General features: G+C 45.0%; 10 protein-coding genes and 1 other annotated feature. Of the genes, 1 reads left to right on the top strand and 9 read right to left on the bottom strand.

Annotated elements, in window-relative coordinates; translation table 11 throughout:
- Positions 1-14 precede the first annotated feature (14 nt).
- From mreB to valS, 7 genes are all read right to left on the bottom strand, one after another.
- On the bottom strand, positions 15-1,028 hold the full coding sequence (gene mreB / locus V756_RS0111925) for a cell shape-determining protein MreB (RefSeq protein ID WP_024714855.1): 1,014 nt from the start codon (positions 1,026-1,028) through the stop codon (positions 15-17).
- A gap of 91 nt (positions 1,029-1,119) precedes the next feature.
- Positions 1,120-1,815: a RadC family protein gene (radC, locus tag V756_RS0111920; RefSeq protein ID WP_024714854.1), complete on the bottom strand. Its 696-nt coding sequence runs from the start codon at positions 1,813-1,815 to the stop codon at positions 1,120-1,122.
- A 36-nt stretch (positions 1,816-1,851) separates the two neighbouring features.
- Positions 1,852-2,421 (bottom strand): Maf family nucleotide pyrophosphatase, encoded by a 570-nt coding sequence (locus tag V756_RS0111915; RefSeq protein WP_024714853.1) that lies wholly within the window; start codon positions 2,419-2,421, stop codon positions 1,852-1,854.
- Between the two features lie 152 nt (positions 2,422-2,573).
- Entirely contained in the window at positions 2,574-3,572 is a 999-nt protein-coding gene (locus tag V756_RS0111910) for an SPOR domain-containing protein (RefSeq protein WP_024714852.1), read from the bottom strand.
- A 133-nt stretch (positions 3,573-3,705) separates the two neighbouring features.
- Entirely contained in the window at positions 3,706-4,452 is a 747-nt protein-coding gene (locus V756_RS0111905; protein ID WP_081719853.1) for a prepilin peptidase, read from the bottom strand.
- A gap of 142 nt (positions 4,453-4,594) precedes the next feature.
- On the bottom strand, positions 4,595-5,887 hold the full coding sequence (locus V756_RS0111900; RefSeq protein WP_024714850.1) for a bifunctional folylpolyglutamate synthase/dihydrofolate synthase: 1,293 nt from the start codon (positions 5,885-5,887) through the stop codon (positions 4,595-4,597).
- A gap of 59 nt (positions 5,888-5,946) precedes the next feature.
- The gene (valS, locus tag V756_RS0111895) at positions 5,947-8,589 is read right to left on the bottom strand and encodes a valine--tRNA ligase (protein ID WP_024714849.1); all 2,643 of its coding nucleotides are present in this window, start codon (positions 8,587-8,589) and stop codon (positions 5,947-5,949) included.
- Positions 8,590-8,648: 59 nt separating this feature from the next.
- Positions 8,649-8,873, bottom strand: a binding site (T-box leader).
- A gap of 165 nt (positions 8,874-9,038) precedes the next feature.
- On the opposite strand from valS, the gene V756_RS0111890 reads away from it, so the two are divergent.
- Positions 9,039-9,230, top strand: a complete 192-nt coding sequence (locus tag V756_RS0111890) for a YszA family small membrane protein (RefSeq protein ID WP_024714848.1) — start codon at positions 9,039-9,041, stop codon at positions 9,228-9,230.
- Between the two features lie 18 nt (positions 9,231-9,248).
- On the opposite strand, the gene cotN is transcribed toward V756_RS0111890, so the two are convergent.
- Together cotN and V756_RS0111880 are read right to left on the bottom strand one after the other, a co-directional pair.
- Complete coding sequence (gene cotN, locus V756_RS0111885; protein WP_024714847.1) at positions 9,249-10,274, bottom strand: spore coat protein CotN; 1,026 nt, start codon at positions 10,272-10,274, stop codon at positions 9,249-9,251.
- 32 nt (positions 10,275-10,306) lie between these two features.
- Positions 10,307-12,058: a LysM peptidoglycan-binding domain-containing protein gene (locus V756_RS0111880; protein WP_024714846.1), complete on the bottom strand. Its 1,752-nt coding sequence runs from the start codon at positions 12,056-12,058 to the stop codon at positions 10,307-10,309.
- Between the last annotated feature and the right edge of the window lie 129 nt (positions 12,059-12,187).

Below are 12,187 nucleotides of genomic sequence, written 5' to 3'. Positions count from 1 at the left end.
TATTGAACTCCCGATTATCTCGTTTTCCCTTTGAAAAGATGGATGTGCTCCAGTGCTTTCCCTGTTCCGATCGCTACACAATCAAGCGGGTCTTCGGCGATGAGGACCGGCATTTTCGTTTCTTCACTGATGACTTTGTCCAAATTGCGAAGAAGCGCTCCGCCGCCGGTTAACACAATACCTCTGTCCATGATATCTGCTGCAAGCTCAGGCGGTGTTTTTTCAAGCGTGCTCTTGACTGCTTCGACAATTGTAGATACAGTGTCGCGCAGAGCATTAGCAATTTCTTTTCCTGTAATTTCAATTGTTTTCGGCAGACCTGTCAGTAAATCGCGCCCGCGGATTTCCATTTTATCGGATTCTTCAGGAGCTTCTGCGGACCCGATCTCCATTTTAATCGCTTCAGCCGTACGGTCACCGATCATCAGGTTATACGTTTTTCTGATGTAGTTGATAATCGCATCATCCATCTCATCACCTGCTACGCGGATCGATTGAGACGTTACAATGCCTCCTAGGGAAATGATCGCCACTTCCGTCGTACCGCCCCCGATATCGACAACCATGCTTCCAGTCGGTTCCCAAACTGGCAGATTGGCTCCGATTGCAGCGGCAAACGGCTCTTCAATCGGGTACGCGTCACGCGCGCCCGCCTGTCTTGTCGCATCGATAACAGCGCGTTCCTCAACAGCCGTAATGCCTGATGGGACACAAACCATCACATACGGTTTTCTGGCAAACATGCCTTTATTTTTAATGGCCTGATTGATGTAATATTTCATCATCGTAGCTGTTGTTTCATAATCAGCGATAACGCCGTCTTTCATTGGGCGAAGAGCTACCACATTACCCGGTGTCCGTCCGATCATATTTTTCGCATCATTTCCGACAGCAACAATCGACTTCGTATCCGTTTGCAAAGCGACAACTGACGGCTCTCTCACAACAATTCCTTTTCCTTTTACAAAAACAAGCGTATTCGCAGTTCCAAGATCTATACCAAGGTCTCTTGTACCAATTCCAAACATATGTATGTATCTTCCTTTCTTAAAGCAAAAATACCCTAAAGGGAAAAACTCATAAACTCTATTATAGCTTAATTCGGCGAAAAAAAAAGTGTTACAAATATCCTTTTTCCTTTAAACTCACAAATTTTTTGTCCCCGATCACCAAATGGTCAAGCAGCTCAATGCCAATCAGGTTTCCGCATTCAAACAGGCGCCTTGTCACTTCAATATCTTCCCTGCTCGGCGTCGGATCTCCAGAAGGGTGATTATGAACACAGATAAAGGAAGCGGCAGATCGTTTAAAGGCTTCTTTAAACACCTCCCGCGGGTGGACAATAGATGAATTCAGGCTTCCGATAAATATGGTGCGTTTATGGATGACTTGGTTTTTTGTATTAAGATATAAACAGACAAAATGCTCCTGGCTTAAAAACCGCATATCCTCCATGACAAGATTTGCGCCGTCTTCTGGGGAGCGAATAATGAAATGTTCTTCATTGGCTAATTTATGGATACGGCTTCCCAGTTCAACTGCCGCCAGTATTTGGACGGCTTTTACCATGCCAATTCCCGGGATGCTCGACAATTCTTCAACCGATGCTTCTTTCAGCAGTCGCAATCCGTCAAAAGAGCGAAGCAGCCGGTTTGACAGTTCTATGACAGATTCGTATTTCGTGCCGGTCCGCAATAATATAGCCAAAAGTTCATGATTCGCTAAGTTCTCAGCCCCGACTTTCAAGAGCCGTTCTCTAGGCTTTTCTTTCGTTGGGAAATCTCTGAGTTTTAATGGCAGATCGTGTATGATCAAGCACTCCTTTTCTTTCCCTTCCCGTTTATAAAACCATCATGCCTTTATATCAAAATGGCGAAGAGCTCTCATCGTTTTTGATATAGGAAGACCCATGACTGAATAATAGTCTCCGTCTATTTTCTTTACAAAAAGCGCGCCTCTTCCTTGGATGCCGTATGCACCTGCTTTATCCATCGGCTCTTTTGTTTCAATATAAGCCCAAATCTCTTCTTCACTGAGTGGCCAAAACGCAACTTCTGTCTTATCATAAAAAGTCTCGCTTTGATGTTCAGCTTGTATGCTGACCGCGGTAATCACTGAATGACTACGGCCTGAAAGCCTCCGCAGCATAGAAGCGGCTTCTTCCTGATCCTTCGGTTTGCCGAGGCATTCGCCGTTCAGGCACACCATTGTATCAGCGCCGATAACGATTGCATGCGGATGGAGATCAGCCACAGCCTTAGCTTTTTGTTTTGCCAACCATTGGACGTTTTCTTCAGGTGAAAAGTTTCGATTTAATTTTTCCTCTACTTCACTGACAATAATGGAGTAGGGCAGCTGGAGAAGATCGAGGAGTTCTTTCCTGCGCGGAGATTGTGATGCAAGTATTAGCGGCTTTGTCATGTTCGTCATCCTTTCAGGGTCTGCTTAAGAAAAAAAGATACTCGTTTATCCTATCAAATCACGAGGCTTGTCACAATTTCAGAAAAATAACTTTTTCATGACAAAATAAAAAAAGCCTGTCACTAAAGGACAAAGGCTCAGGGCACTTTCTCTTATTTAATGACGGCTAACAGCTGCTGCTGAGCCTTCCACCCGGCTTCAGCGCTTGGATCCTCCAATTCCTTTAATGCCTGCAAAATCGCTTTTTTCTCACCTGTTTCTGACGCTTTTGTTTCACCAAGCGACTTTTCTATTTTCTCTACACTCGATTTTGTAATGTCTTTACCGAGAATCGCCTTTGCTGCGAGCTCCGATGTTTCTTTGAAAGAATCTGTCATATCTGACTCTATTGATAAAGAAAGCTCCTTGCCTCCCCAGGCTTCAAAGTCGCTGTCGATTAAAAGCTGCCCTAATTGCTGGGACACGTTCTTGTCACCCGCTAAGCCTGCAATGACATACGTATACCCGTCGTCCTTTGACAGTGACACGGCGGAATAACCTTTTTCAGTTAATTGTTCTGTTAACGTTTCGGCACCTTTTTCATTTGAAAATTTCCCGGCTTGTACAGCGTATGTTTTATATGTACCTTCAGTTTGTGCCGCCTGTTTTTCTGCGCCTGAGCTTTGCTTATCAGCAGAAGTATCTCCGGCTTTTGCCGTTTGGCTTCCTAGAGAATCCTCTAAAGAGGCCGGTGCTGCCGCTTCTTTATTGCCTGAAATGTTCAACGCGAATAATCCTAATCCGGTGCCAATGACAGCTGCAAAGGCAATCGTCACCGCCACTCTTTTTACCGGCTTGGCCGCTCCCGGCTTCCCTTTTGCATAAAGCTTTGTTTTTTTCTTTTGATAAGGAGGAACGACTTTTGGGTCCTCTTTAAACACCTTGTCCTCTTCAGAATCCCAATTAAATTCTTCTTCATCGAGATGTTCGCGGGATGCTGCGACCTCCTGTTCAGCCTTTCTCTTTTCCTCCCAATTCGAAAATGTCATGCTTTTATCCTTCTCAGTCTCAGGCGTTTCCTGTTCGTAAACCGTCTCTTCTTTTCCATTAATCGTCACCTTGAGGGCTTTTTCTGCGGCTTTACTGTTTTTTTTATTCTTCCTTTTTTTCAATTCCGCTTCCTCCCTTTATTTGCTTGACCGTTCTTGTCGGCTTTTCATGCTACACACTTTAGCACAGGCGAAAAAAAAAAGAACAAGACTTTTGTCGTCTTGTCCAAAAAACGTTCGTCAAATTTTTCAGCAGTCAGCCCAATGCCATTTTGATATAAAAAGAAATAATAGAGTCACCGTATAAATAGGCCAAAATGCTCCCTGCCGCAATTGCGGGGGCGAAGGGAATCGGCTGCCTTTTCGCGTGTCTTCCAGTCAGGGCGGCTGCCGCTCCGTATAATGCACCTATCAAAATAGAAAAGAAAAAGGCAGCTGCAAGCATTTTCACACCAAGCACAAAACCGATCACCGCAAATAATTTAATATCACCTCCGCCTATTCCACCACGGGTGATTGCGGCAATCAAGGCTAGTAAAAGAAATCCGGCGGATGCGCCTAACAGGCCGGCATACCAGGAATCAAGCGGAGAAATCAATCTCCCAGCCGCCAACAAAGGAAGAAAGAAAATCAATATTCGATTTGGAATCAGCATAAAATGAAGATCTGTTACGGCAACAATAATAAGAAGAGAAATCAACACGACGGCGGGAAACAGTTCCGGCGTCGTGCCAAAGCGTAATCCTGCGGCGGCAAATAAACACGCTGTGACAAGCTCTGCCGCTGGATACATAAAAGAAATCCTATGCCCGCAGCTTTTACATTTACCTTTTTGAAATAGGAATGACAGGATGGGAATTAATTCTGCAGGAGTTAATGTCCGTCGGCAAAACGAGCACGTTGAACGGGGCGCAATAATTGATAGATGTAAGGGGATACGGCATCCGACCGTATAGTAAAAGGAACCAAGGATCAGCCCGAAGATAAAAAGAATGGGAAACATAGACAACACACCTTTACTCACTGTAGATTCTGTTATGAATTGTAGCAGAGTGAGCGGCTTGAACTCCAATCGGGAATATTCAATTTCACACATTAAAACCCCGGCAGAATCTTATTTTGGATACTGCCAGGGCTGGGCGCCTCTATTTCAATCTTTTGCGAATGTCAGAAATAAAATAAAGTGATCCGGTAATCAGCACAATTCCATTTGAGCCCTTTTTGCTTTCTATGAATTCGAGCACATCGGCTGGATCTTCACTCCAGCTTTTATTGCTGATTTCACTTGCATCGTAGAGATCTTTTGCAAGGGAAGCACGCGGGAAATCAAAAGATGCAAAATGAATCGAGTGTGCTATTGTTTCCAGTCTTTTAATCATGTTTTGATACGGTTTGTCCTTTAACGCGGTAAACACCACATAAATGCGGGAATCAGGGAAACGCTGTTTCATCGTTTCCGCCAGCTTTTCAACGCCTTCTTCGTTATGCGCGCCGTCTAAGTATACCGGCGGATGTTCCTGAACAAGCTCTAACCGTCCCGGCCAAGCAGCCTTTACCAGTCCGCTTCTTAGCGCTTCATCACTGATATGGGCAATATTCTCCCTATTGAGCCATTCCGCAGCCAAAATGGACAAAGCCGCATTTTGCCTTTGATGTGTGCCGATCAGAGATGTCCGAATATTTTCATAGCACTTCTCTCCAGTTTTGAATGAAAACTGTTCTCCGGCAGGGAGAGCCTCTTCATTGAAAACAATACATGTATCATGTAAGGATTGGAACGGTGCAGCATGCTGTTCCGCTTCATGACGAATGACCTGTAGGGCTTCCGGCTGGGTAACAGCAGTAACGATTGGAATGCCTTCTTTAATGATTCCGGCCTTTTCCCCTGCAATTTCTTCAATGGTGTTTCCCAAAATGTTCATGTGATCATGTCCGATGCTGGTGATCACAGTTAAAAGCGGTTCAACCACATTGGTAGAGTCGAATCTGCCGCCCAAACCTGTTTCAAAAATAACAAAATCGACCTTATGAAACACTGCAAAATATAAAAATGCACAAGCCGTCATAATTTCAAATTCTGTCGGCTGACCGTATTCTGTATGATCAAGTGCTTCAACGTGCGGTTTCAGCTGATTGACGAGTGCCGTCCATTCCTCGTCTGAGATCGGTGTCCCGTTTACACTGATCCGTTCATTAAACATTATGATATAAGGTGACGTAAACGTCCCAACCGAATATCCGGCTTCTTGCAGCATAGAACGGATAAAAGCGACTGTTGACCCTTTACCGTTTGTTCCTGCGATGTGGATCGCGCGGATTTTCTTTTCAGGATGCCCTAACCGCGCCATCAGCTGCTCCATTCGGCCGAGTCCGGGCTTAACTCCGAATTTCAGCCGTCCGTGAATCCAGCTGCGCGCTTCTTCATATGCAGTAAACAATGATAATCCCCTCTTTTATAAGACAAGGCGGTTTCTAAAGAAACCGCCCCGGCTTTTCATTAGCCCTTCAGCTCAGCCATTCGTTTTTGAACAGCGTCACGCTTCGCCACATAATCTTTTTCTTTTTCACGTTCTTCATCGATTACGTGCGCAGGCGCTTTTTTCATAAATCCTTCGTTTCCAAGTTTCTTTTGGACGCGCTCGACTTCCTTCGTCAGCTTATCGAATTCTTTTTGCAGACGGGCAATTTCTTCCTCGATATTAATTAAGCCTTCAAGCGGAAGGATAACCTCTGCTCCTGAGACAACGGCCGTCATCGCCTTATCAACAGCTTCGATATCAGTGCCGATTTTAAGCACGCTCGGATTCGTAAAGCGTTCAACATATGAACGGTTCGCTTCGAGACGGGCTGCGATTTCGTCTGTGCTTGTTTTAATATACAATTCAACCTGCTTGCTCATTGGCGTATTGACTTCACTGCGGATATTGCGCACAGAACGGATCAGCTCAACAAGAAGCTTCATGTCAGCAGCCGCTTCCGCATCCGTATGCTCTGGCACGACAACAGGCCATTCACTTACTGTAATCGATTCCCCTTGGTGAGGAAGATGCTGCCAAATTTCCTCCGTTAAGAATGGCATAAACGGATGGAGCAGGCGCATCGTTTGATCCAGTACATAAGCAAGGATCGAACGGGTTGTTTTCTTAGCCGCTTCGTCTTCTCCGTAAAGCGGAAGCTTCGCCATTTCAATATACCAATCACAGAAATCGTCCCAAATAAAGTTATATAAATGGCGTCCGACTTCACCAAATTCATATCGATCAGCAAGCTGGGTCACGTGCTCGATCGTTTCATTTAATCGCGTTAAAATCCATTTGTCAGCTACTGATTTTTCACCTGACAGATCAAGCTCATCATATGTCATGCCGTCCATGTTCATCAATGCAAAACGAGAGGCATTCCAAATTTTATTGGCGAAATTCCAAGTCGATTCCACTTTTTCATAGCTGAAGCGCAGATCTTGGCCAGGAGAGCTCCCAGTCGCAAGGAAATAACGCAAAGAATCGGCTCCGTACTTGTCAATCACATCCATCGGATCAACACCGTTACCAAGAGATTTACTCATTTTCCGGCCTTGCTCATCACGGATTAAGCCATGGATTAACACATCTTTGAACGGGCGCTCGCCTGTAAATTCGATGCCTTGGAAAATCATGCGTGACACCCAGAAGAAAATGATGTCGTACCCTGTTACGAGAACGTCTGTCGGGTAGTAGCGTTTAAAGTCTTCAGCCGTTACATCAGGCCAGCCCATAGTGGAGAAAGGCCAGAGCGCGGAACTGAACCATGTATCCAGTACATCTGTATCCTGTTCCCAATTTTCAATGTCCTCAGGCGCTTCAAGCCCGACATGCAACTCGCCTGTTTCTTTATGATACCAGGCTGGAATGCGGTGGCCCCACCATAACTGACGGGAAATACACCAGTCGCGGATGTTTTCCATCCAGTGTAAATACGTTTTTTCAAAACGATCAGGCACAAAGTTGACTTTTTCTTCTTTCTTTTGCAGTTCAATCGCTGCATCAGCAAGCGGCTGCATGCGCACAAACCATTGTGTAGAAAGGTAAGGCTCCACAACAGCCCCGCTTCGTTCACTGTGGCCGACAGAGTGCATATGATCCTCGATTTTGAAGAGAACTCCCGTCTCCTGTAAATCCTTCACGAGCTTTTTCCGGCATTCAAAACGATCCATACCTTGATATTGCAGGGCATTTTCATTCATCGTTCCATCTTCATTCATGACAAGAATGCGTTCTAAATTGTGGCGGTTGCCAAGCTCGAAGTCGTTCGGATCATGAGCAGGCGTAATTTTCACCGCACCAGAACCAAATTCCATATCAACGTAGTCATCACCGACAATCGGAATTTCACGATTTGTAATCGGCAGGATGACCGTTTTTCCGATAAGGTGCTTATAGCGCTCATCTTCAGGATGGACAGCAACAGCTGTATCACCGAGCATCGTTTCAGGACGTGTCGTCGCAATTTCAATCGAACCTGAACCGTCAGCAAGCGGATAGCTCATATGATAGAATGCGCCCTGAACATCCTTGTAAATCACCTCAATGTCGGATAACGCTGTTTTTGTCGCAGGATCCCAGTTAATAATATATTCGCCTCTGTAGATTAAGCCTTTTTCATAAAGCTTAACGAACACTTCGCGAACCGCTTTGCTTAGGCCTTCATCCAGCGTAAATCGTTCACGGGAATAATCAAGGCCAAGTCCTAACTTCGCCCATTGGCTGCGAATAAAGTCGGCATACTCTTCTTTCCAGCTCCACGTTTCTTCGAGGAATTTCTCGCGGCCCAAATCGTAGCGGGATTTGCCTTCTTCACGAAGTTTCGCTTCCACTTTAGCCTGCGTCGCGATGCCGGCGTGGTCCATACCCGGAAGCCACAGCACATCATAGCCCTGCATGCGTTTCATTCTTGTTACAATGTCTTGCAGCGTTGTGTCCCACGCGTGGCCAAGGTGAAGTCTTCCTGTTACGTTTGGCGGCGGAATCACGACAGAGTACGGCTCTTTTGTCTGGTCACTGCCAGCTTCAAAAAATTTGCCTTCTAGCCAAAAATGATATCGGTCTTTTTCAACCGCTGCCGGATCGTATTTCGTCGGCATTGTTTGTTCATTCGTTTCCATCATAACCCTCCAGCATGTTTAAAAATGGCTGAGAACGAAAAAAAAGCTCTTCATCCCTGTAAAAGGACGAAAAGCTCTTTCGCGGTACCACCTTTTTTCATGAACTCTATATCAGTTCATGCACTTACAACGGATAACGGGTGTTTCCCGAATTTCTCTACTCATTTTTCAAGAAATTATGCTCCCGGGCGACCTTCCAATCAGACAACATAAGAAGCCTTTCAGCAAGCGGCTTCTCTCTCTGCATGCGCCTTTTTTGTACTCTTCCCGTTCTAAGCAGGTGTATTTATCAGCTCATTGTATACATTATTTATGTTCTTTATTATAGTAAAAGTGTTTTTGATTCGTCAATCATCTTTTCCAAAAACGCGCCTTTCTATGCAAATGGGCAGGCACCTATTGCCCAAGTTTACATATGATGCTTGTAAATGCGCAGAGGAGGATGCACCGTGAAGAAGCGTTTCAGCTCTTATTCGCTGCCGCCGTGGGTCAGGCAAATTCGGCTTGTATCCACACAAGTCATTATCCCCATTACGATTTTCCAAGGCATCAGAACCATTTTCTTTCCGACTACCTTTGATGTTTTGCTGCTCGCCATCCTAATTTTTTTTGCTTGCGCCCTTCATTTAGATTGGATATAAACAAACAAGTCCGCGCCATTAAGACGTGGACTCGTTTTCAGCCTGTGATTTTTTCTCTTGTTCAACCTGATGAATTTTCATCACAAACGGCTCTATATTTTTCATTTGCCAATAAGCCATTAATAGCTGTGTACATTCATCTTTTTCACGCTGTCTTTTCTCGGTTTGATAACGGTTCAACACCTTGTATATGGCTTGCGGATATGCCATATAGCTGAGAAAAAGACTGACTTCCGCTTCACGCAAGGGGAATGATTTCGTGTACGCGTAAAACCATTCGACGCATTCCGGACAAGCTTTCGGAAAGCCTCTGAACATTTTCGTATAAAAGCCGAGTAAGTCGTTTTGCGGCGGGCCGACAGACGCTCTTTCGAAGTTTGTGAAATACCCGGTCCCGGTATCATTATACAGAAAATGATGTATAGACAAACTGCCGTGGTTCATCACAACCCTTGAGACATTCTTTTCCTTTGCCGACTCATACCAGTCCTCCAGCCGCTCCAGCGCAAAGTTCACCGCCGAAATGGTTTCTGAAAAATAAGTTGCAGCTTGAAGTTCAAAAGGGGAAAGATACCACTCCTTCTCCGCTCTGTCCACAAACTGTTCATAGAATATTTTATCATGTTCCCACTGTTTTTTCGTTTGTCCGTAATAACGTTCAATATCATCGCGGCTTACTTTTATTTCCTGTGAGGTTCTTTCGTGAAGACGGGCTGTTTCTCTAAATAAATAAGCATGTTTCTGATCCCGTTCTTCCTCTTGGTCAAATTGGAGCCAAGGCATTAAATAATAAGAATCTCCGGTTTGCAAGCCTCCTGAGAAAAACTCACCGCTATTTGTTCTGTAAACGGGAACAAATGAACGAAAACCCTTTTCCTCAATCGCCACCATATGATCTGTAAACTGTTTGCCGCGAACCGATTTCAATTTTTTCAAGGCAAATACGCCGTAGTCTGTATATACTTTCCACACAAGCGGACTGACAGGCTCAATAAATTGAGCAGTCAGTCCGTATTCCTGAAGAACCGATTGGGTCTCTTCCATTCCATTCACCACATTTTCCGATCGCTTACGGCTTACGCATGGCTGTGTTTATTTTGAGGAATATAAAGGATTTGGCCAGCTTTCAATTCATCATCCAAAGCTAAAGAATTCATTCTGATCAGCTGCTGGGATGTGATTTCATACCGCTCGCATAAACGCTCGATCGTATCTTCCTGCTGAACAATGCATATTTTCATTCTCGAAAACTCATCCTCTTCTCTCGTAAAGAGTTTTGTTAAATAAAGAGAATTATCATTTTCTTTTGTCTGAGGTTCCTTCTTTTCAGCCTTGGAAACAGCATCCGCTTCCTTCCTTTCAGTCTCAGAGGTATCAGGAAGCTGGAAGGGTTGAAAAGGGGTTTCTTCCTCAGGTTCTTCAGCCGGCGGGATTTTTCTCACTTCAATTTCAAAGCCTTCTTCCTCTCGTTCTTCCTCTTCCAGCAGCTTAGGCGCTGAATAAAAAGAATCCTCCTCTTCCTCTTCTTGTTCGGGCAGAAAAGTACGGTATGCCGGCACAGGCGATTCTTCTTGTTGTCGTTCCTCCTCCAAGCTCGCTTTTTGACCGAAATGAAAATGGAAAGCGGCTTCTTCATTGTCCTCAGCTGACACTGTTTTTTTCTCTCTGCTTTCATCTATGGAGAGAACAGCCTCAGATACAGGCTCCGGAGCTTCAATCGCATCTTCTGCTTCTTGGCGAAGCGCGGGATCGGCCTGTTCCGATTGAGCTGCCCCTGCCTCTTCTTGACGGAGTACGGGCTCAAGATCCGCTTCTTTCTCTTCTTGACGGAGCGCAGGCTCAGCGTGCTCCAATTGACCCTCTTGACGCGATGCGTATTCAAGAATAGGAGACGCTGCTGATTCTGCTGTTTCTTCAGAACTCATCGTCTCTGCATCAAGCTCAGCTTCCAAAGAAGGCGATTCTTCTGCTCTAGAATGTTCACAAGGCTCTGTCTCCGCTGGAGTGTCCGCCTCTCCACGAACATCTGCGATTGCAGCTGCCGGCTCTGGCGTTTGTTTTTCTGCCTTAACAATCTCTTGAATCTCTATTTCTGAAGCTTCTTCCGTTTCTGTTTCTTCACGGCTCTCTTCTTCCTGAACCACAAGCTCTGGCGTCTCGGCACCATATTTCGCCTCTGGTTCTGAAGAAGCTGATTCCGGCGATCCCGCTTCTGCTTTTTCTGTTTCCAGCTCTTCACGAAGCACGGCTTTTGAGACAAAAAGTTCTGGCGTTTCATCCTGCTGAAGTGTTTCCTCTGCCGGAGGTCCATCCGTTTCTGCTGCACTTTGTATCGGCGGCTCTGTAAGCTCTTCCTCTCTGAATGCCGCAGGAGCTTCATATAGAGGGATCTCCGGCTCTTTAACTGCCGTATCATCCAAAAGCCCTTCGATCGCTAAATCAGCCTGAATCGTTAAAATTCGCGAATCGGTTAATTGATAGTCAAATGCGTCAATAAAGACGAAGACATCCTGTAAATGGCTCACCTTATTTTTCGGGATGGTAATATCCACAGGAAAACAGTGAATCAGCTCCGCGCTTCCATCCTCTCTCTGTCTGACTTCTTCAACAAACCGCTTATCGGTATAAAACTCTTCGGTATGTTTGTTTTGATCTATGTTGTACTCACCTGTAAGTTCAAGCGATCCTCTGATTGATACATAATCATTTACTTCCTGAACCCTAATATCAGGATCTAATGAAATAGAAAGCAGTTCAGAAACTTCCTGTCCTTTTTGGAAACAGATCGTTTCTTCCACAGAAAATTGCAATCGATGATTTTGCGGCAAGTTCATATCCTCCTTTCATCTAATCCTTAAAATTAGATGTCACTAAAGGTGTATGTATGAACTGAGGGAAATATGAGTGGGAGAGCACAGAAAAAAACCGGTACAAGGATTTCCTCGATACCGGTTTTT

The sequence above is a fragment of the Bacillus tequilensis KCTC 13622 genome, assembly GCF_000507145.1.
Taxonomy (GTDB): Bacteria; Bacillota; Bacilli; order Bacillales; family Bacillaceae; genus Bacillus; species Bacillus tequilensis.
This window is presented reverse-complemented; position numbering and strand designations above follow the sequence as displayed.

What these genes read in the sequence shown, in the direction of transcription:
- mreB (WP_024714855.1), bottom strand. Translation starts at nt 1,028, where the DNA reads ATGTTTGGAATTGGTACAAGAGACCTTGGTATAGATCTTGGAACTGCG.
- V756_RS0111915 (WP_024714853.1), bottom strand. Translation starts at nt 2,421, where the DNA reads ATGACAAAGCCGCTAATACTTGCATCACAATCTCCGCGCAGGAAAGAA.
- V756_RS0111905 (WP_081719853.1), bottom strand. Translation starts at nt 4,452, where the DNA reads ATGTTTCCCATTCTTTTTATCTTCGGGCTGATCCTTGGTTCCTTTTAC.
- valS (WP_024714849.1), bottom strand. Translation starts at nt 8,589, where the DNA reads ATGGAAACGAATGAACAAACAATGCCGACGAAATACGATCCGGCAGCG.
- cotN (WP_024714847.1), bottom strand. Translation starts at nt 10,274, where the DNA reads ATGGAAGAGACCCAATCGGTTCTTCAGGAATACGGACTGACTGCTCAA.